This window comes from Ruegeria sp. BH6, from assembly GCF_056538105.1.
Map to the genome: position 1 here is coordinate 127,228 of NZ_JBQFSR010000005.1, position 18,495 is coordinate 145,722.

An 18,495-nucleotide genomic window follows, 5' to 3' on the forward strand; every position below is an offset into this window, starting at 1 on the left:
TCCGTTAAGACCTGACCGCAAAGGGTGTTTTCGGTTTGGCAGCATAAATGTCACCAATTCGCCCCGGTGCAGGCATTGAAACCACAACCACGCTCGGGCAAGAAGAGCAGCAATTAGAACGGGGGCCCCTGTGATCGAGCTGGAAAATGTCAGCTACACCTATGGTGGAGGTGAATTGCTGAGCAACGTGTCCCTGCGACTGCAGCCGGGTTCGTTCCACTTTCTGACCGGCCCTTCGGGCGCGGGCAAGACCACTTTGCTTAAACTATGCTACGGCGCATTGCTGCCCACGTCCGGACGGTTAAATGCGTTTGAACAGGACGTGGCCCAGCTGGATCGCGACCAGATGGCCCTGCTGCGCCGCCGGGTTGGCGTTGTGCATCAGGATTGCCGGTTTCTGGATCATATGACGGTAGTCGAAAATGTCTCGCTGCCGCTGATGGTGTCGGGGCGTTCGGAATCTGCGTTGCGGGATGATCTGACTGAATTGCTGAACTGGGTGGGTCTTGGCACCCGGCTGGGCGCGCTTCCGCCCGAACTGTCGGGTGGTGAACGTCAGCGCGCCGCGCTGGCCCGGGCGGTGATCCTGTCGCCCGATGTTGTTCTGGCAGATGAGCCCACTGGCAATGTGGACTGGGAGATGTCGCAACGCTTGCTGCGCCTATTGATCGAGCTGAACAAGATGGGCAAAACCGTGCTGATCGCCACCCATGATCTGAGCTTGATCCGAGCTGCCAAAAGCCAGGTGCAGGCACGCGTGCTGCGTATTTCGCAACGGCAGGTCCAACTTGCGGGGGCAGACCTATGAGCAAGGGGATGACCCGAAACTTGCTGAAACGGGATGCGCGCGCCGATCGGGTGGTGCCCCCCACCGGTTACACCGCACATTTGACCTTGTTCGTATCGGGCGCGATGGCTTTTCTGACCGTGTTTGCGCTGGCCCTGTCGCTGGCGTCCGGGCGATTGGCCGACCGTTGGGCAACCGAACTGGCCGGGGCGGCCACCTTGCGGATCAATGCCCCCGCCGACCAGCTGGCCGCCCAGACCGAGGCTGCGTTGACCGTGCTGGCCCAAACCCCCGGCGTCGCATCGGCCCGGGCGCTGACGACCGAGGAGCAGGCCGCGCTGTTGTCGCCATGGTTTGGTTCTGACCTGCCGCTGGACACATTGCCCGTTCCGCAACTGATCGAGATCATCGAAGGCGATCCGGGTCTGGATGCAACCGGACTGCGGTTGCGGTTGGGGGCCGAGGTGCCGGGCGCTGTGCTGGACGACCACACCCGCTGGCGCGAACCTCTGGTCGATGCGGCCATGTCACTGCGCCGGCTCGGTTGGGTCTCGATCCTGCTGATCGGTGGCGCGACCGCAGCCATGATTACGCTTGCGGCTAATGCCTCGCTTGCGGCCAACGCGCAGATCATTGAGGTGCTGCGTCTGGTTGGTGCCAGGGATCGCTTTATCGCCCGCGCCTTTGTCCGGCGCTTTACCTACCGGGCATTCTTTGGCGCGGTTGTCGGGGTATTGCTGGGTATGACCGGGGTGCTTTTGCTGCCCGAAGCCTCGGACGAGGGCGGGTTTTTGACCGGTCTGGGCTTTCAGGGGGCAGGCTGGTTGCTGCCTGCACTGATCCCTGTATTGGGCGCAACTGTTGCCTTCCTGGCCACGTGGACCGCCGCCAGCCGCAAATTGAAGGAGCTTTCGTGATGGCCACAGCGTTTCAATGGGTACGCTCTTTGATCTTCATGATCGTGATCTATGTCTGGATGCTGATCCTGGGCATCGTGTTTGCCCCCTTTGCCCTGTTCAACAAGCGTGGTGCGTTGCGGGCGTGTAAGACCTATGCCCGCACAACCCTGTGGCTGGCGCGCTGGATGGTTGGCATTCGATCCGAAGTACGCGGCACAGTGCCGGTGGACGAGGTGGTGATTGGCGCCAAGCACCAGTCCTTTCTCGACATCATCATAATTTTCGACGCCATCCCCCACGGCAAATTCATAATGAAGAAAGAGCTGCTGTGGACCCCTGTCATTGGCATGTATGCGCGGCGTCTCGGCTGTATCCCAGTCGATCGCGGTAAAAAAGGCGCGGCCGTTGCCAAGATGGTCAAAGACGTCGCCAAAGAATTCACTGAGCCCGGTCAATTGGTGATCTACCCGCAGGGCACACGCGTTGCGCCAGGGGTGCAGAAACCTTACAAAGTGGGCACAGCGGTTCTGTATGAGGGGTTGGGATTTCCCTGTGTCCCGGTGGCGACAAATGCCGGAGTTTTCTGGCCGCGCACAGGTGTTCTGCGCAAACCGGGTTTGGCGATTGTGGACTTTCTTGATCCGATCGAGCCGGGGGTTGCGCGCAATTCGTTTCTTGGTCGATTGGAAGACGTGATTGAGACGCGATCCAATGCATTGATGAAAGAAGTGGGGTTTGATCCGGATGGAGTTCATTAAGGACATCAAATCGCTCGAAGAGATCTACAACAGACCGCCCGGCGCGGCCTCTTTTCGAAAAGTGGTACACAGCCTGACACCACTTTATCGCAAATGGATCATGAGCTCGCGGCTTTGTATCCTCAGTACCGTGGGTCCCGAAGGTGTGGATGGCAGCCCCCGCGGAGATGATGGCCCGGCGGTGTTAGAGCTTAATCCAAATACGCTGGCCCTTCCGGACTGGCGCGGCAATAATCGATTGGATTCACTGCGCAATATTGTGCGTGATCCGCGTGTGGCCTTGATGTTTATGGTATCGGGCTCCAACAACGTGGTGCGTGTAAATGGAACGGCCCGACTGACTGCGGATGCAGACCTGCGCGCCCGGTTTGAGAAACACGGCAAACAGCCAGCCACGGTCATCGTTATCGAAATCACCGAGATCTACACGCAATGCGCCCGTGCCTTGATGCGCGCTGAAATTTGGACCTCGGGTGACAATTCCGCCGAGTTGCCCAGTATTGGTGAGATTTTGGCCGAGGCAAGTCAGGGTGAGGAGGGCGGTGAACGCTACGATTCAGAATGGGGCGCACGCGCTGCAAAAACGATGTGGTAAATGGGGGCTCTGCCCCTGCTGCGGCAAGCCGCAACTCCCCCGAGGTATTTAATGGCCAGATGAACGAGGAATCCGTCTTTTCATCTTGCCAAAAATATCTCGGAGCGCGAGGCAGAGCCTCGCTAACTCCGGTTGAGTCAGTGCTGTCCTACGAGTGGATCGGACCGTCACCACAAGCCAGTGCAGCTTCGCGCACCGCTTCCGAATAGGTCGGGTGGGCGTGACAGGTCAGGGCCAGATCCTCGGCTGACGCACCGAATTCCATCGCCACGCAGACCTCGTGGATCAGATCACCCGCTGCCGGGCCGATGATGTGACAGCCCAGAATGCGGTCCGTGTCCTGGTCGGCCAGAATCTTCACAAAGCCATCGGCGGCAAAGTTCGCCTTGGCGCGCCCGTTGCCCATGAACATGAACTTGCCGACTTTGTAGTTGCGGCCCTGTGCTTTCAGCGTCTCTTCGGTTTCACCCACATTGGCCACTTCGGGCCAAGTGTAGATCACGCCGGGAATGACGCCATAGTTCACGTGGCCATGCTTGCCCGCGACCTGTTCAGCAGCGGCCATGCCCTCATCCTCGGCCTTGTGGGCCAGCATCGGGCCTTCGGTCACGTCGCCGATGGCGTAGACTCCCGGTACGTTTGTCTGCCAGTCGCTGCCAACTTTGATCTGACCGCGCGGTGTCATTTCGACCCCCAGAGCCTCCAGTCCCAACCCGTCAGAGAACGGCTTGCGCCCGGTGGCGACCAACACGGTATCCGCGTCGATCACATGCTCGCTGTCGTCTTTCAGAAGTTTATAGGTGACCTTGGCCTTGGTTTTGGTCGCTTCGGTCTTTTGCACCGCTGCGCCCATCACAAACTTCAAGCCCTGTTTCTTGAGAATGCGCTGGAAAGTCTTCTGAACCTCGGGGTCCATGCCCGGTGTGATTTCCTTGAGGAACTCAATCACCGTCACTTCGGCCCCCAATCGCTGATAAACCGAGCCAAGTTCCAACCCGATCACACCGGCACCAATCACGACCATCTTCTTGGGAATCTTGCCAAGTGACAGCGCACCAGTCGAGGTCACGACAACCTTTTCGTCAACGTCTACACCAGGCAGCGAGGACGGTTCAGACCCCGAGGCAATGATGATGTTCTTGGCCGTGTGAACCTCATCGCCCACCTTGACCTGACCGGCAGCAGGGATCGACCCCCAGCCCTTCAGCCAGTCGATCTTGTTCTTTTTGAACAGGAACTCGATGCCCTTGGTGTTCCCTTCGATGGTTTCTTCCTTGTAGGCCTGCATCTGTTTCCAGTCGACCGAGGGGCTTTTGCCCTTCAGGCCCATCTTAGCAAAGTTATGCTCGGCCTCATGCAGCTGATGGCTGGCATGCAGCAATGCCTTGGACGGGATACAGCCCACGTTCAGACAGGTGCCGCCCAGCGTTTCACGTCCTTCGACAACAGCGGTTTTCAGGCCCAGCTGGGCGCAGCGGATGGCGCAGACATAGCCGCCGGGGCCGGCGCCGATTACGATGACATCATAATTTGCCATTTTACTCTCCTAAGTCGACCGGATTGGCCGGTGGCCGCATGATCCAAAGTGGTTGGATCATGCTGTGCTTACTTCAAACCGGTTCCAGCAGCTTGATCGTGATATGGGCGATGCCGCCCCGTTCATGGTGCATCGCCAATTCCTCAGATCCGAAAAAGGCGCGGGCCTTGTCCAGGTTCGTAACCTCGAACATGGCAATGGCATGGTCGGCCTGATCCGGGTCACGCCAGACGTGCAAGTCGCGGATACCCGCAGCCTTGCGCATTGGCGTATCCTCACGAAACACTTTCAGCCAGGCATCGAAATCGGCCACATCGGCCTGCCACAATACATGCGTTGCCATAATTACAGATCCATCAGCAGGCGGCGCGGGTCTTCCAGCGCCTCTTTTACACGAACAAGGAAGGTCACGGCGCCTTTGCCGTCAACGATCCGGTGGTCATAGGACAGGGCCAGATACATCATCGGACGGATCACGACCTGACCGTTGATTGCCATCGGACGGTCCTGAATCTTGTGCATGCCCAGGATACCCGATTGCGGCGGGTTCAAGATCGGCGAGGACATTAGCGAGCCATAGACACCGCCATTCGAGATGGTGAAGGTGCCGCCCTGCATCTCCTCCATTGACAGCTTGCCATCACGGGCGCGCTTGCCTTTTTCGGCGATGGCTTTTTCGATCTGGGCAAAGGACATCGAATCCGCGTCGCGGATAACCGGAACCACAAGACCGGTCGGTGTTCCGGCGGCAACGCCCATATGGACAAAGTTCTTGTAAACGATGTCGGTGCCGTCGATTTCCGCATTCACCTCGGGCACTTCTTTCAGCGCGTGGCAGCAGGCCTTGGTGAAGAAAGACATAAAGCCCAGACGCACGCCGTGCTTCTTTTCGAACTGGTCTTTGTACTGGTTACGCAGGGCCATCACCTCGGTCATGTCCACCTCGTTATAAGTGGTCAGCATGGCGGCGGTGTTCTGACTGTCTTTCAGACGCTTGGCGATGGTCTGGCGCAGGCGGGTCATCTTGACCCGTTCCTCGCGCGCGGCATCACCTGCTGCGACCGGTGCGCGCGGTGCAGGTGCAGGCGCTGGGGCCGGAGCAGGGGCTGCGGGGGCAGCTGCGGCGCGGGCCACGTCCTCTTTCATGATGCGGCCATCGCGGCCAGTGCCAGTGACCTGATCGGCAGACAGACCAGCCTCGGCCATTGCTTTCTCAGCCGAGGGTGCATTGGCCACGTCTTTTCCTGCAGTGGCTGCCGCAGGCGCTGCTGCGGCGGCTGGGGCTGCGGCCGGGGCGGCTCCAGCACCCGAACCCGAAATCACGGCCAGCTTGGCCGAGGCGTCCACGGTGGTGCCTTCGGGCGCTACGATTTCCGCCAGAACACCAGCAGCCGGTGCCGGAACCTCAACCGAGACCTTATCGGTTTCCAATTCGCACAGCATTTCGTCTTGCGCCACGGCATCGCCAACCTGTTTGAACCAGGTCGAAACGGTAGCCTCGGTCACGGATTCACCCAAAGTGGGCACCATCACATCGACGCTGCCACCACGAGCGGCCGCTGCAGGCGCGGCAGCAGGGGCCGGGGCAGCGGCGGGTGCCGGTGCAGCACCTTCGCCTGCGGTGATGGTGGCCAGCAATGCGTCAACGCCTACGGTTTCACCTTCGGCAGCGACGATTTCGCCCATCACACCGGCAGCGGGGGCTGGAACCTCGACCGTTACCTTGTCGGTTTCAAGCTCACAGAGCATCTCATCCACGGCCACAGCGTCACCGGGTTTCTTGAACCAGGTGGCAACCGTAGCTTCGGTGACGGATTCGCCTAGCGTAGGTACACGAACTTCAATGGTCATCGTTTACTTTCCTTCGAGGCTCAGCGCTTCGTTCACAAGCGCCTCTTGTTGAGCTTTGTGTTGGCTGGCCAGACCCGTCGCGGGCGAAGCCGAGGTTGCGCGGCCGACATAAATCGGCCTTGTGTGTTTGGCGCCGATGCGGGTCAGCACCCATTCGATATTGGGTTCGATAAAGGTCCAGGCGCCCTGGTTCTTGGGTTCTTCCTGACACCAGACCATCTCGGCCCCTTTGAAACGCTCAAGCTCATTGATCAGCGAGTGGGCGGGGAAGGGGTAGAACTGCTCGATCCGCATCAGATAAACGTCGTCGATCCCGCGGGCGTCGCGTTCTTCCAGCAGGTCATAGTAGACCTTGCCGGAACACATCACGACCCGCTTGATCTTGTCATCCTTGACCAGCTTGGTGTCCGAATTGCCGTGTTGTGCGTCATCCCACAGCACCCGATGGAAGCTTGAGCCTGTGGTGAATTCGTCGGCAGTACTGACCGCCAGCTTGTGGCGCAGCAGCGATTTCGGCGTCACCAGGATCAGCGGTTTGCGGAAGGTGCGGTGCAACTGACGGCGCAGTATGTGGAAGTAGTTCGCAGGCGTCGTACAATTCGCCACGATCCAGTTATCCTGGCCGCACATCTGCAGGAACCGCTCAAGCCGTGCGGATGAGTGTTCGGGCCCTTGCCCTTCAAACCCGTGCGGCAGCAGGCAGACCAGACCGGACATGCGCAGCCATTTGCTTTCGCCCGAGCTGATGAACTGATCGAACATGATCTGCGCACCGTTGGCAAAGTCTCCGAACTGCGCTTCCCACAGGGTTAGTGCGTTCGGTTCGGCCAATGAAAACCCGTATTCGAAACCCAGTACAGCGTATTCGCTGAGCATCGAGTCGATCACTTCGTATTTCGACTGGCCTGCACGGATGTTGTTCAGCGGGTAATACCGCTCTTCGCTTTCCTGATGCACAAAGCCCGAGTGACGTTGACTAAAGGTGCCGCGTGTCGCGTCCTGACCGGACAGGCGAACCGGGAACCCTTCGGTCAGCAACGAGCCAAAGGCCAACGCCTCGCCCGTGGCCCAGTCAAAGCCCTTGCCGCTGTCGAACATGTTCTTCTTGTGATCCAGCAACCGCCCGACGGTCTTGTGCAGGGCAACGTCGGCGGGTGCATGCGTCAGGGCCTTGCCGATCTCGACCAGAGTGTCCGGCGTGATCGCGGTTTCGCCGCGGACATATTCTTCTTTGTTCTTGTCCAGATGTGACCAGCGCCCGTCCAGCCAGTCAGCCTTGTTCGGTTTATAGTCTTTGCCCGCGTCGAACTCATCGTTCAGATGGGCCTGAAAGGCGGCTTTCATATCCTCGATCTCACCCTCGGGGATCAGACCGTCCTTGACCAAGCGCTCGGTGTACAGCGACAGCGTGGTCTTATGGGTTTTGATCTTCTTATACATGATCGGATTGGTGAACATGGGCTCGTCGCCCTCATTGTGACCAAACCGGCGATAGCAGAAGATGTCGATCACGACGTCTTTGTGGAACTTCTGGCGGAACTCGGTTGCGACCTTGGCGGCGTGCACGACGGCCTCTGGGTCGTCACCGTTCACGTGGAAGATTGGTGCTTCGACCATCAGCGCGATATCCGTGGGATATGGGCTGGAGCGTGAGAAGTGCGGAGCGGTGGTGAAACCGATTTGGTTATTGACCACGATGTGCATGGTGCCGCCGGTCTTATGCCCGCGCAGACCCGACAGGCCAAAGCCTTCGGCCACAACGCCCTGACCGGCAAACGCCGCGTCGCCATGCAGCAGGATGCCCATCACAGTCGTGCGGTCATCGTCTTTCAACTGGTCTTGCTTGGCGCGGACCTTGCCCAGCACCACCGGGTTCACCGCCTCAAGGTGCGAGGGGTTCGCGGTCAGTGACAGGTGGACTGAGTTGCCATCAAACTCACGGTCGCTGGAGGCGCCGAGGTGATATTTCACGTCGCCCGAACCATCCACGTCTTCGGGCTTGAAGCTGCCCCCCTGGAATTCGTTGAAGATCGCGCGATAGGGCTTGCGCATCACGTTGGCCAGAATGTTCAGACGGCCCCGGTGCGGCATGCCGATCACTATGTCCCGAACGCCTAGCGCGCCACCGCGTTTGATGATCTGCTCCATCGCCGGGATCAGGGCCTCGCCGCCGTCCAGACCAAAGCGCTTGGTGCCCATGTATTTGACGTGCAGGAATTTCTCGAAACCTTCGGCCTCGACCATCTTATTCAGGATCGCCTTGCGGCCTTCCTTGGTGAAGGCGATTTCCTTGCCGTAGCCTTCGATCCGTTCCTTCAGCCACGCGGCCTGTTCGGGATCAGAGATATGCATGTATTGCAGCGCGAATGTGCCGCAATAGGTGCGTTTTACGATCTCAACGATCTGGCGCATGCTTGCCATCTGCAGGCCAAGCACGTTGTCGATAAAGATCGGCCGGTCCATATCGGCCTCGGTGAACCCATAGGTCTTAGGGTCCAGCTCTGGGTGCGTGCTGGCGGTGCGCATGCCCAGCGGGTCCAGATTGGCGGCCAGATGGCCCCGAATCCGATAGGCCCGGATCAGCATCAGCGCCCGCAGGCTATCCAGCACCGCACGCTTGATTTGATCGTCGCTGACGGTAACGCCCTTGTCCGCGGCCTTTTCCTTGATCTTTTTGCCCGCTGCCTTGGCGTCGATCTCGGCCCATTCGCCGGTTAGCGCGCCGGTTAGGTCATCGGCTGGCATCGGCGGCCAGTCGGTGCGCGCCCAGGATGGCCCCTCGGCCTCACGCTGCACGTCCGGCGTGGCGTCACCCATGGCCTTGAAAAACTCGGCCCAGGCGGCATCCACCGCGCCGGGATTCTTGGTGTACTGGGCATAAAGCTGTTCCAGATACTCGGCATTGTGCCCCTGCATAAAGCTTGAGGCGTGAAACGCGGAATTGGGCGTATGTTCGGTCATTGGGCTACCTCATATGGGTTGGGACCGTATTGGTTGGTGCCTGGTTGAGACGGGCGGGTCAGCCACCACAAAACCAGGAGGGGCGACACAAACAGAACGAAAAGTGTCGGAAGGACGACCAGCAAAGTGGCGCGAGTGAACAGGATGTCCAGATTTCCGCCATGCGGGAAATGAGAAGCGAGGCCGATGCCAAAGATCAGGACTCCGAAGGCCCCGAGGATCAGCAGGATTGGCAGTAGAGCATAAAGCCCGTTGCGCCCTGTATCATGCATCCGCCGCCAAGCGACCGCCAGATGGGGGATGAACACGATCAGGCTAACGATGCTTTGCACCGGTGCCGAAGACGTGCCGGTGACGGATTTGGATGTTTCAGTTTCAGTCACAGCAACCTGAGTGAAGAACTGTGCATCAATGATCCCGGCGATGATACTCCAGATCACGATGAACAGGAAAAAGAACCAATATTCAGACCGCGAGGCACGACCTGAAAAGGTTAAGAACTTGGTAAAGCAAGTGCGTATGGCGTCGGAGAAGGTCATATAAACTATTCCGAGGTCCTCAAATCTAACCGGTGCATCGCACAACCAGATGGCGCGCTCCCGGCAACTCTTCTGGATGGTGCAAGTCCGCTTCTTCTATCTCGTAGACCTTGGCACCTCTTTCTGCGCATAGCCTCGCGGGGGCCGCATCCAATTGTTTTCGATCAATCTTATCTGGATAGTAAAACACACCAATTTGCGAACCAATTCCAATAACGGCGGCCAGGGCCTTTTTATCAATGCCTGAAATAGGCTCGATGCCCGCAGGCTGCTCGTTCCCGATTACGGCAGATTGATCTACCGTTGAACCGTGTTCAGACACACAACCTTGCAGCAACAATGTTGCTGCAAGGGACAGTATGAATGGTGTTAACCTCACCCAATCGCTTCCAGCACCGCCTCACCCAGTTGCGCCGGGCTTTCGGCCACGACGATACCGGCGGAGCGCATGGCTTCGATCTTGTCCTCAGCTCCACCTTTGCCGCCGGCGACGATTGCGCCTGCGTGGCCCATGCGGCGGCCCGGAGGGGCTGTGCGGCCTGCAATGAAACCGGCGGTCGGCTTCTTACGGCCCTTCTTGGCCTCATCCGCCAGGAACTGCGCGGCTTCTTCCTCGGCTGAGCCGCCGATCTCACCGATCATAATGATCGACTCGGTTTCGTCATCGGCCAGGAACCATTCCAGCACGTCGATATGCTCGGTGCCTTTGATCGGGTCGCCGCCGATGCCCACGCAGGTGGACTGGCCCAGACCCACATCGGTGGTCTGCTTGACGGCCTCATAGGTCAGGGTGCCCGAACGGGACACAACGCCGACCGAACCGCGCTTGTGGATGTGACCGGGCATGATGCCGATCTTGCAGGCATCCGGCGTGATCACGCCAGGACAGTTCGGACCGATCAGGCGCGAGCTTGAGCCTTCCAGCGCGCGTTTCACCTTCATCATGTCCAGAACCGGGATGCCTTCGGTGATGCAGACGATCACCTCCATCTCGGCATCAATCGCTTCGAGGATCGAGTCAGCCGCGAAGGGCGGCGGCACATAGATCACGCTGGCGTTGGCTTCGGTCACAGCCTTGGCCTCGTGGACCGAGTTGAACACGGGCAGGTCAAGATGCGTCATCCCGCCTTTGCCGGGGGTCACGCCGCCGACCATCTTGGTGCCATAGGCGATGGCCTGTTCGCTGTGGAATGTGCCCTGCGAGCCGGTAAAGCCCTGACAGATCACTTTGGTATTTTCGTCGATGAGGACTGCCATTTCGTGGCCTCCATAGTGATTAATATTAGCGCGCTAGATGTTTTGATCACCAGCGCTGCGAGTCTCGTTTTGGTCGGGATCAGAACCGCGTCGTGCCAAGGCGTCGATGACCTGGTCTCGGGACCAAATCCCCAAAGACCGTTGTTTCTGACCTTCTCGCGTCAGCATAAACTCGGGGTCCAGGTTGATTTCGCCCGTTTCACTGACGGTCTCGATCGGTTCTAAAAAGTTAAAGGGTGCAACGCACGGGTTGAACCGTTTGAAACCTCCGTTTCTTGGCAGTCTGGGGTTTTGGGGGATGTAATGCCGCGTCGTCAGCAAATACGGGATTCCGCTGGCGACGAAGTTTTCAAAAAAGGCCCACCGCAACCACCATTTTAGATGAAAAAGACAGTCGCGGCACATCATCATGTCCGCCTTTGGCAGAGTGTCTGATGTGATGTCGAGGTGCATGAACTCGCGTCCCGGAGCAGCATGCTGCTGTTTGACCTCTTCCAGAACCTCCAGCGAAATGTCACCGCCGACATATTGAATGCCGGTCAGGTCCACATGTTGCATCCAAGTCCAATCACCACATGGCGCGTCAAGAAACGTTTTGACATTGTACTCGTCAAAAATACGCGGAAGCGCATCACGCAGCGGTCGGGTCGCCGCAAGGGTCGACCCATGCCCCGAGCGCGGTCCGTTGCGGCGTCCGGCCCAGCTCAGCGTTTCAAAAGTGTCTCTCAAACCACTGCGCATAGCGGTTCTCCGTTTGGTTTAAGGTTCGATGAGCTGTGGCGATTACCCCTTAACCGCCTTCACGATCTTCTCGGCACCGTCTTTCAGGTTGTCCGCCGCGATCACGTCCAGGCCCGAGGTGTTGATGATCTCTTTGCCTTTCTCGACATTCGTGCCTTCCAGACGCACGACCAGCGGGACCTGCAGGCCGACCTCTTTCACCGCGGCGACAACGCCCTCGGCGATGACGTCACAGCGCATGATGCCGCCGAAGATGTTGACCAGAATGCCTTTGACCTGCGGGTCCGAAGTGATGATCTTGAACGCTTCGGTTACTTTCTCTTTGGTCGCACCGCCGCCCACGTCGAGGAAGTTGGCAGGCTCGGCCCCGTACAGCTTGATGATGTCCATCGTCGCCATCGCCAGACCAGCACCGTTGACCATGCAGCCGATCTCACCATCCAGCGCGATGTAGTTCAGGTCGTACTTGGAGGCTTCCAGTTCCTTGGGGTCTTCCTCGGTGGTGTCGCGCAGTTCGGCGATGTCGGGGTGGCGGTAGACCGCGTTGCCGTCAAATCCGACCTTGGCGTCCAGCACCTTGAGGTCGCCGCTGTCGGACACGATCAGCGGGTTGATCTCCAGCATCTCCATGTCCTTCTCGACGAAGGCGTTATAGAGCTGACCCATCAGCTTGACGCATTGCTTGACCTGAGCGCCTTCCAGACCCAGCGAGAACGCGATCCGGCGACCGTGATAGGGCTGATAGCCGGTTGCAGGGTCAACCGAGAATGACAGGATTTTCTCGGGCGTGGCTGCGGCCACTTCTTCGATGTCCATGCCGCCTTCGGTCGAACAGACGAAGGAAATGCGGCTGGTCTGGCGATCCACCAGCAGGGCCAGGTACAGTTCACGCTCGATGCCGGAACCGGCTTCGATATAAATGCGGTTAACCTGTTTGCCCGCCGGGCCGGTCTGATGCGTAACCAGCGTGCGGCCCAGCATCTTCTTGGCTTCTTCGGCGGCTTCTTCCACCGATTTGGTCAGACGCACGCCGCCTTTTTCACCGGCATCGGCCTCTTTGAAGCTACCTTTGCCGCGTCCACCTGCGTGGATTTGCGCTTTGACAACCCAAAGCGGGCCGTCCAGTTCACCGGCTGCGGTTTTGGCTTCCTCGGCGCGCAGAACCGCGCGTCCCTCGGAGACCGGAGCGCCATAGCTGCGAAGAAGAGCTTTGGCCTGATATTCGTGAATGTTCATCAACACTGTCCCGTCTGACTACGATTACCCCGTTATAGAGGGCTGTAGAGCGTAAATATAAAGGCTTTTTTGACGGCGAAGAGCTTTTTAGTGTAGATTTTTGTTATTTGTGATCACAGTTTTTTGGGGTGTGATCACAATTCATTCTCGGGCAGTTACTTGATTCGAATCTGAAACCAAACCTGCCAAAAACACATTCAAAAACAAAATTTAAAACGTTTGCGCCAACATTTTCGGTAGCTCCATTCGGACTTGGGCAAACGGGCAATAGAAAAGCCGGACCTGAAAAGGACCGGCTTTCGAAAGTCTCATAAATGGGATCAGGCCAGCGAGCTGTCGATACCTTTGCACGCTTCGATCAGGCCTTTCACCGCATTGACCGAATTGTCGAAACCGGCCTGCTCTTCTTCGTTCAGCTTGATGTCGACAACACGCTCGATACCGCCCGCGCCGATTACGGTGGGCACGCCCACATAAAGGCCGCTGACGCCCAGCTCACCTTCGCAATAGGCTGCGCAGGGCAGGACGCGCTTTTGGTCTTTCAGATAGGCTTCGGCCATTTCGATTGCCGACGTGGCCGGTGCGTAAAAGGCCGAACCGGTTTTCAGCAGGCCAACAATTTCGGCACCGCCGTCACGGGTGCGCTGTACGATAGCGTCCAGCTTGTCTTGCGTGGTCCAGCCCATTTCGACCAGATCGGGCAGCGGGATACCAGCGACGGTCGAGTAACGGACCGACGGCACCATAGTGTCGCCATGGCCGCCCAGAACAAACGCGGTGACGTCTTTCATCGAGACGTTGAACTCTTCGGCCAGGAAATGAGCAAAGCGACCCGAATCCAGAACACCTGCCATACCGCAGACCTTGTTGTGCGGCAGGCCCGAGAATTCACGCAGCGCCCAGACCATCGCGTCCAGCGGGTTGGTGATGCAGATGACGAACGCGTCGGGTGCGTTGGCCGCAATGCCTTCGCCGACAGATTTCATGACCTTCAGGTTGATGCCCAACAGGTCGTCGCGGCTCATGCCCGGCTTGCGAGGGACGCCAGCGGTCACGATGCAGACGTCGGCGCCAGCAATATCTTCGTAGGACTGAGTGCCTTTCAGCTTGGCGTCAAAGCCTTCGGACGGGCCGGATTCAGCGATGTCCAGCGCCTTGCCTTCGGGGGTGCCTTCGGCGATGTCGAACAGGACGACGTCACCCAGTTCTTTCATTGCTGCGAGGTGGGCGAGCGTGCCGCCGATCTGACCTGCGCCGATCAGCGCGATCTTGGGTCTGGCCATTTGGATTATCTCCGGTCGGTTTTGAAATCGCGGTTTTGCTAGTCGTTAAATGGGTTTCGCGCAAGTACCCTTGGGCGCGGCATGCAACCGCATACCATTTGCACCCGGTCGTGTGATTGCGCTAAACGGCCTTTTAGACAGGCCAATTTGCAGGACGCCACATGTTCGAATTGAACTTGATGTTTTTTGCCGTGGCGATCCCTGCGGTGGTCTTTGCCGGAATCTCGAAGGGCGGGTTCGGGTCGGGGGTGGCGTTTGCGTCCTCGTCGATTCTGGCCCTGATACTTGAACCCGGGCAGGCGCTTGCGCTGATGTTGCCGATCCTGATGGTGATCGATGTGGCCACCCTTGGCCCATACTGGAAACGGTGGAGCTGGCCGGATTCACGCCTGTTAATACTGGGCGCTGTGCCGGGGGTTGCGCTGGGGGCGTGGTTGTATCGCGCCACCAATGATGACCTGCTGCGATTGTTGATCGGCGGAATTTCTGTCGGATTTGTGATTTGGCATTTTTCGCAGACCAAAGGCTGGGTGCGCGGTTTTGCCAACCGCCTGCCACCGCCTGCCGGGCTGTTCGCGGGTCTGATCGCCGGGTTCACCAGTTTCGTCAGCCACGCCGGAGGGCCCCCGGCCGCGGTCTACCTGCTGTCGCAGCGCTTGACGAAAACTCAGTTTCAGGCGTCGACCGTGCTGGTTTTCTGGGTCATCAATATCGCGAAGTTTGTGCCTTATGCCTATCTGGGTCTGTTCACCTGGCACACCGCATGGGTTGACCTGCTGCTGACGCCCTTTGCTATTCTGGGTGCTTGGCTGGGCGTCCGGGCGCATTTCATGCTGTCCGAGCGCCTGTTTTTTGGCATTGCCTATGTGCTGCTGACATTGACCGGCAGCAAGCTGATCTGGGACGCGTTGACCTAGACGTTGGGCGGCAGCGCCTCGGCCATATCATCATAGGCCTGGCCCGAGGCGACCAGGCAAGTTATCCCGTCCGGCAATGTCACCGTGATCGTCCAGCTGCCGCTTTGATCCGAAGCGTAAACCTCCATCATGGTCCCTTGCCGCGCGACGCCGATACTGCGGCGTGTTTCGCCGTAGGTCTCGGTCAGGCGCCTCACTATGTCCTCGCGCGGGGCACAGGTGCGGGCCTGTACCTGTTGTGCGGCCAGAACCATGATCCCAAGGCCCATCGTCATCTTGAACAACGTCGTTTTCATCAGTCACCCCTTTCGATTCCATAGCAATCAGAGTGCGTCCGGCGGGCAGAAATCCGGTTAAAGCTCCGCACGTTGCGTCGTAAATGCTGCAGCGCGGCGATTTTGCTCTTGAACTTTCCGACAAAAAATGCCCCATTCCGCGCAACATTCTTTCAAAGGGAGAGGCCAATGGACCCCCGTCAGCGCCCCTATCGTTCCGTTCTCTATATCCCCGGCTCGCGCGATCGGGCGCTGGATAAGGCCCGCACCCTGCCAGTGGATGCGATCATCTTTGATCTTGAAGATGCCGTTGCCGCCGACGAAAAGGTCAATGCGCGCGAAACGCTCAGGGCGGCACTGGCTGCTGGCGGGTATGGTGACCGGGTCAGGATCGTGCGCATCAACGGGCTGGATACCGAATGGGGCCGTGCCGACGCCGAAGCCGTACGCGAGATGGACGCGGATGCCGTGTTGTTGCCCAAGGTGGGTTCGACCGCTGACGTGGACGCGCTGGCTGCGATCACCGGCGACATGCCGATCTGGGCGATGATGGAAACTCCGCAAGGGATGTTGAACGCGGCCGAGATTGCAGCGCATCCGTTGATGGCAGGCTTTGTCATGGGCACCAACGATCTGGCCAAAGATCTGCAAACCCGGTTCCGTCCGGACCGTCTGCCGTTGATGACGTCGCTGGGCCTGTGCGTGTTGGCCGCCAAGGCCCATGGGCTGATCATCGTGGATGGTGTCTATAACGCATTCAAGGATGAGGCTGGTCTGGCCGCAGAATGCGAACAAGGCCGTGACATGGGTTTTGACGGCAAGACGCTGATCCACCCGGCGCAGGTCAACATCACCAACGCGGCCTATGCGCCGTCAGAGGCCGAGATCGACTTGGCCCGCCGTCAGATTGCAGCGTTTGAAGAGACCGAGGCACAAGGGCAGGGCGTTGCCGTCGTGGAGGGGAAGATCGTTGAAAACCTGCATGTTGTAACAGCCCGCGAAATTCTGGCAAAAGCAGAGGCGATTTCAGCTTTGCAAGCGGGGTAAGCCAGCAATGGGCTTTGTTCTTCTGATCCTTGGGGTGGCGCTGTGGTGGGCCGCTCATCTGTTCCAACGCGTCATGCCGGCGCAGCGCGCGGCGATGGGCAGCGCGGGCAAAGGCGCGGTCGCGCTGGCGCTGGTCGCGGCAATCCTGCTGATGATCTTCGGCTATCGCATGACCGATACCGTTTTCGTCTGGGCGCCACCATCTTTCATGACCCACATAAACAACCTGATGGTGTTGATCGCGATCTATATGATGAGCCCCGCAGGCACCAAGGGTCGCCTGTTGAACAAGCTTCGCCATCCGATGCTGGGCGGGTTCAAGCTGTGGGCTTTTGCGCATTTGCTGGTTAACGGCGATTTGGCCTCGATCATTCTGTTCGGCGGGCTTCTGGCCTGGGCTGTTGTAGAGGTCATTGTGATCAACAAGTCCGAGCCCGATTGGACACCCGGTGAACCCGGTACCTATGGCAAGGACGCGATGTTCTTTGTCGCCTCGATCGTGTTGTTGGGTGTGATCGGCTATATTCACGGGCTGGTTGGTCCGTCTCCGTTCCCATCTTAAGGAAATGACATCATGGCAAAACTCTATCGCCTGCTGACCGAGGAAGACACATCCGCCTTCTGCCACAAAGTGTCAGACGCCTTGGCAAAAGGGTGGGAGCTGTATGGCGGCCCGTCTTACGCCTATGACGAAAACAGCCGCATGATGCGGTGTGCGCAGGCTGTGACCAAAGAGGTCGAGGCCGACTATTCCTCCGATATGAAACTGGGACAGCAATAATGGCAAAGACAAATCCGGGCCGCTTTTTCGAAGACTACTCTGTTGGGCAGGTGCTGCATCACGCCGTGCCGCGTACTGTAACCGACGGAGAGCGGGCGCTGTACCATGGGCTCTACCCGGCGCGGCACGCGCTGTATTCGTCGGATGAATTTGCTCGGAATTGCGGCTTGCAGCAAAGCCCGATTGACGATCTGGCTGCTTTCCACGTGGTGTTTGGCAAGACCGTGCCAGACATCTCGCTGAACGCGGTTGCCAATCTGGGATATGCCGAGGGGCGCTGGTTGTTGCCGGTCTATCCGGGCGATACGCTGCGCTCTGAATCCGACGTGATTGGGGTCAAGCAGAACTCGAACGGCAAGACCGGTGTGGTCTGGGTGCGCACGCGTGGCCTGAATCAACGCGATGAGGTTGTCATCGAATATGTCCGTTGGGTGATGGTGCGCAAATCGAACCTTGACGCCCCCGCGCCCGAGGCGGTTGTACCGGACCTGAAAAAGGTACTTGAGCCAAAAGATCTGGTGGTGCCCGCGGGGCTGGATTTCTCGAATTACGATTTTGCCCAATCGGGCGAGGCGCATCGTTGGGGTGATTACGAAATTGGCGAAACCATTGATCATGTCGACGGCGTGACGGTGGAGGAGGCCGAGCATATGCTTGCCACCCGGCTGTGGCAGAACACAGCCAAAGTGCATTTCGACCTGACCTTCCGGCCCGATGGTCGTTTGATTTATGGTGGCCACGTAATTTCGATGGCGCGGACATTGTCGTTCAACGGCCTGGCCAATGCGCAGATGATTGTCGGCCTGAACGGCGGCGCCCATGCCAACCCCTGCTTCGCAGGCGACACAATCAAGGCCTGGTCCGAGGTTCTGGACAAGGCCGAAACTGGTGTGCCGGGCGTGGGTGCCATCCGTCTGCGGCTGGTCGCGACAAAGGGTGGAGAGCCGTTTGCGCTGAAAAACGAAGATGGCCGGTATCAGCCGAACGTCCTGTTGGACCTTGATTATTGGGCGCTGATGCCAATCTGAGCA

The 18,495-nt window shown here is 58.7% G+C and carries 20 protein-coding genes; 9 read left to right on the forward strand and 11 right to left on the reverse strand.

Annotation, left to right across the window (positions count from 1 at the left end):
* The first annotated feature begins 130 nt into the window (after positions 1-130).
* From ACR0B8_RS12560 to ACR0B8_RS12575, 4 genes are read left to right on the forward strand one after another with little or no spacing between them, the layout of a single operon-like run.
* Positions 131-808, forward strand: a complete 678-nt coding sequence (locus tag ACR0B8_RS12560; RefSeq protein WP_170361368.1) for a cell division ATP-binding protein FtsE — start codon at positions 131-133, stop codon at positions 806-808.
* A complete protein-coding gene (locus tag ACR0B8_RS12565) occupies positions 805-1,704 on the forward strand; it encodes a cell division protein FtsX (protein ID WP_226689318.1) in 900 nt (299 codons plus the stop codon). Before ACR0B8_RS12560 ends, ACR0B8_RS12565 begins: the two co-directional genes overlap by 4 nt.
* Positions 1,704-2,444, forward strand: a complete 741-nt coding sequence (locus ACR0B8_RS12570) for a lysophospholipid acyltransferase family protein (RefSeq protein ID WP_170350640.1) — start codon at positions 1,704-1,706, stop codon at positions 2,442-2,444. Before ACR0B8_RS12565 ends, ACR0B8_RS12570 begins: the two co-directional genes overlap by 1 nt.
* Complete coding sequence (locus ACR0B8_RS12575) at positions 2,431-3,039, forward strand: pyridoxamine 5'-phosphate oxidase family protein (RefSeq protein ID WP_170361372.1); 609 nt, start codon at positions 2,431-2,433, stop codon at positions 3,037-3,039. Before ACR0B8_RS12570 ends, ACR0B8_RS12575 begins: the two co-directional genes overlap by 14 nt.
* 148 nt (positions 3,040-3,187) lie before the next feature.
* Here the strand turns inward: ACR0B8_RS12575 and lpdA are convergent, their stop codons facing one another.
* The 10 genes from lpdA to mdh all read right to left on the reverse strand — a co-directional run bounded on the left by lpdA (position 3,188) and on the right by mdh (position 14,444).
* Positions 3,188-4,576, reverse strand: coding sequence for a dihydrolipoyl dehydrogenase (gene lpdA / locus ACR0B8_RS12580; RefSeq protein ID WP_170361374.1), 1,389 nt, complete (start codon positions 4,574-4,576; stop codon positions 3,188-3,190).
* A gap of 73 nt (positions 4,577-4,649) precedes the next feature.
* A complete protein-coding gene (locus ACR0B8_RS12585) occupies positions 4,650-4,919 on the reverse strand; it encodes a hypothetical protein (RefSeq protein WP_170361376.1) in 270 nt (89 codons plus the stop codon).
* Between the two features lie 2 nt (positions 4,920-4,921).
* A complete protein-coding gene (gene odhB, locus ACR0B8_RS12590; RefSeq protein WP_226689319.1) occupies positions 4,922-6,427 on the reverse strand; it encodes a 2-oxoglutarate dehydrogenase complex dihydrolipoyllysine-residue succinyltransferase in 1,506 nt (501 codons plus the stop codon).
* Between the two features lie 3 nt (positions 6,428-6,430).
* Positions 6,431-9,388 (reverse strand): 2-oxoglutarate dehydrogenase E1 component, encoded by a 2,958-nt coding sequence (locus ACR0B8_RS12595; RefSeq protein ID WP_226689320.1) that lies wholly within the window; start codon positions 9,386-9,388, stop codon positions 6,431-6,433.
* Positions 9,385-9,927, reverse strand: a complete 543-nt coding sequence (locus tag ACR0B8_RS12600; protein WP_170361380.1) for a DUF805 domain-containing protein — start codon at positions 9,925-9,927, stop codon at positions 9,385-9,387. Before ACR0B8_RS12600 ends, ACR0B8_RS12595 begins: the two co-directional genes overlap by 4 nt.
* Positions 9,928-9,952: 25 nt before the next feature.
* Positions 9,953-10,306: a hypothetical protein gene (locus ACR0B8_RS12605; RefSeq protein WP_170361383.1), complete on the reverse strand. Its 354-nt coding sequence runs from the start codon at positions 10,304-10,306 to the stop codon at positions 9,953-9,955.
* Entirely contained in the window at positions 10,303-11,184 is an 882-nt protein-coding gene (sucD, locus tag ACR0B8_RS12610) for a succinate--CoA ligase subunit alpha (protein WP_170361385.1), read from the reverse strand. The genes ACR0B8_RS12605 and sucD overlap by 4 nt, the downstream gene beginning before the upstream one ends.
* A 33-nt stretch (positions 11,185-11,217) precedes the next feature.
* A complete protein-coding gene (locus tag ACR0B8_RS12615; protein WP_170361387.1) occupies positions 11,218-11,925 on the reverse strand; it encodes a class I SAM-dependent methyltransferase in 708 nt (235 codons plus the stop codon).
* A 42-nt stretch (positions 11,926-11,967) separates the two neighbouring features.
* A complete protein-coding gene (gene sucC, locus ACR0B8_RS12620) occupies positions 11,968-13,161 on the reverse strand; it encodes an ADP-forming succinate--CoA ligase subunit beta (RefSeq protein WP_170350625.1) in 1,194 nt (397 codons plus the stop codon).
* 320 nt (positions 13,162-13,481) lie between these two features.
* A complete protein-coding gene (gene mdh / locus ACR0B8_RS12625) occupies positions 13,482-14,444 on the reverse strand; it encodes a malate dehydrogenase (RefSeq protein ID WP_170361389.1) in 963 nt (320 codons plus the stop codon).
* Positions 14,445-14,605: 161 nt separating this feature from the next.
* Between mdh and ACR0B8_RS12630 the strand changes: the two genes are divergently transcribed.
* Entirely contained in the window at positions 14,606-15,361 is a 756-nt protein-coding gene (locus ACR0B8_RS12630) for a sulfite exporter TauE/SafE family protein (RefSeq protein WP_170377757.1), read from the forward strand.
* Here the strand turns inward: ACR0B8_RS12630 and ACR0B8_RS12635 are convergent.
* Positions 15,358-15,657, reverse strand: a complete 300-nt coding sequence (locus ACR0B8_RS12635) for a hypothetical protein (RefSeq protein WP_170377755.1) — start codon at positions 15,655-15,657, stop codon at positions 15,358-15,360. The genes ACR0B8_RS12630 and ACR0B8_RS12635 overlap by 4 nt on opposite strands.
* A 168-nt stretch (positions 15,658-15,825) precedes the next feature.
* On the opposite strand from ACR0B8_RS12635, the gene ACR0B8_RS12640 reads away from it, so the two are divergent.
* From ACR0B8_RS12640 to ACR0B8_RS12655, 4 genes are read left to right on the forward strand one after another with little or no spacing between them, the layout of a single operon-like run.
* Positions 15,826-16,683, forward strand: coding sequence for an HpcH/HpaI aldolase/citrate lyase family protein (locus tag ACR0B8_RS12640; RefSeq protein ID WP_480658645.1), 858 nt, complete (start codon positions 15,826-15,828; stop codon positions 16,681-16,683).
* 7 nt (positions 16,684-16,690) lie between these two features.
* Complete coding sequence (locus tag ACR0B8_RS12645; RefSeq protein ID WP_170350617.1) at positions 16,691-17,245, forward strand: NnrU family protein; 555 nt, start codon at positions 16,691-16,693, stop codon at positions 17,243-17,245.
* Positions 17,246-17,257: 12 nt separating this feature from the next.
* Positions 17,258-17,464, forward strand: coding sequence for a DUF1737 domain-containing protein (locus ACR0B8_RS12650; protein ID WP_170361397.1), 207 nt, complete (start codon positions 17,258-17,260; stop codon positions 17,462-17,464).
* Positions 17,464-18,492, forward strand: a complete 1,029-nt coding sequence (locus ACR0B8_RS12655) for a MaoC family dehydratase (protein WP_170361399.1) — start codon at positions 17,464-17,466, stop codon at positions 18,490-18,492. Before ACR0B8_RS12650 ends, ACR0B8_RS12655 begins: the two co-directional genes overlap by 1 nt.
* The last annotated feature ends 3 nt before the right edge of the window (positions 18,493-18,495 follow it).

Coding starts and splice junctions, on each gene's coding strand:
- ACR0B8_RS12565 (WP_226689318.1), top strand. CDS start 805: ATGAGCAAGGGGATGACCCGAAACTTGCTGAAACGGGATGCGCGCGCC.
- ACR0B8_RS12570 (WP_170350640.1), top strand. CDS start 1,704: ATGGCCACAGCGTTTCAATGGGTACGCTCTTTGATCTTCATGATCGTG.
- ACR0B8_RS12575 (WP_170361372.1), top strand. CDS start 2,431: ATGGAGTTCATTAAGGACATCAAATCGCTCGAAGAGATCTACAACAGA.
- lpdA (WP_170361374.1), bottom strand. CDS start 4,576: ATGGCAAATTATGATGTCATCGTAATCGGCGCCGGCCCCGGCGGCTAT.
- ACR0B8_RS12585 (WP_170361376.1), bottom strand. CDS start 4,919: ATGGCAACGCATGTATTGTGGCAGGCCGATGTGGCCGATTTCGATGCC.
- odhB (WP_226689319.1), bottom strand. CDS start 6,427: ATGACCATTGAAGTTCGTGTACCTACGCTAGGCGAATCCGTCACCGAA.
- ACR0B8_RS12595 (WP_226689320.1), bottom strand. CDS start 9,388: ATGACCGAACATACGCCCAATTCCGCGTTTCACGCCTCAAGCTTTATG.
- ACR0B8_RS12600 (WP_170361380.1), bottom strand. CDS start 9,927: ATGACCTTCTCCGACGCCATACGCACTTGCTTTACCAAGTTCTTAACC.
- sucD (WP_170361385.1), bottom strand. CDS start 11,184: ATGGCAGTCCTCATCGACGAAAATACCAAAGTGATCTGTCAGGGCTTT.
- ACR0B8_RS12615 (WP_170361387.1), bottom strand. CDS start 11,925: ATGCGCAGTGGTTTGAGAGACACTTTTGAAACGCTGAGCTGGGCCGGA.
- sucC (WP_170350625.1), bottom strand. CDS start 13,161: ATGAACATTCACGAATATCAGGCCAAAGCTCTTCTTCGCAGCTATGGC.
- mdh (WP_170361389.1), bottom strand. CDS start 14,444: ATGGCCAGACCCAAGATCGCGCTGATCGGCGCAGGTCAGATCGGCGGC.
- ACR0B8_RS12630 (WP_170377757.1), top strand. CDS start 14,606: ATGTTCGAATTGAACTTGATGTTTTTTGCCGTGGCGATCCCTGCGGTG.
- ACR0B8_RS12635 (WP_170377755.1), bottom strand. CDS start 15,657: ATGAAAACGACGTTGTTCAAGATGACGATGGGCCTTGGGATCATGGTT.
- ACR0B8_RS12640 (WP_480658645.1), top strand. CDS start 15,826: ATGGACCCCCGTCAGCGCCCCTATCGTTCCGTTCTCTATATCCCCGGC.
- ACR0B8_RS12645 (WP_170350617.1), top strand. CDS start 16,691: ATGGGCTTTGTTCTTCTGATCCTTGGGGTGGCGCTGTGGTGGGCCGCT.
- ACR0B8_RS12650 (WP_170361397.1), top strand. CDS start 17,258: ATGGCAAAACTCTATCGCCTGCTGACCGAGGAAGACACATCCGCCTTC.
- ACR0B8_RS12655 (WP_170361399.1), top strand. CDS start 17,464: ATGGCAAAGACAAATCCGGGCCGCTTTTTCGAAGACTACTCTGTTGGG.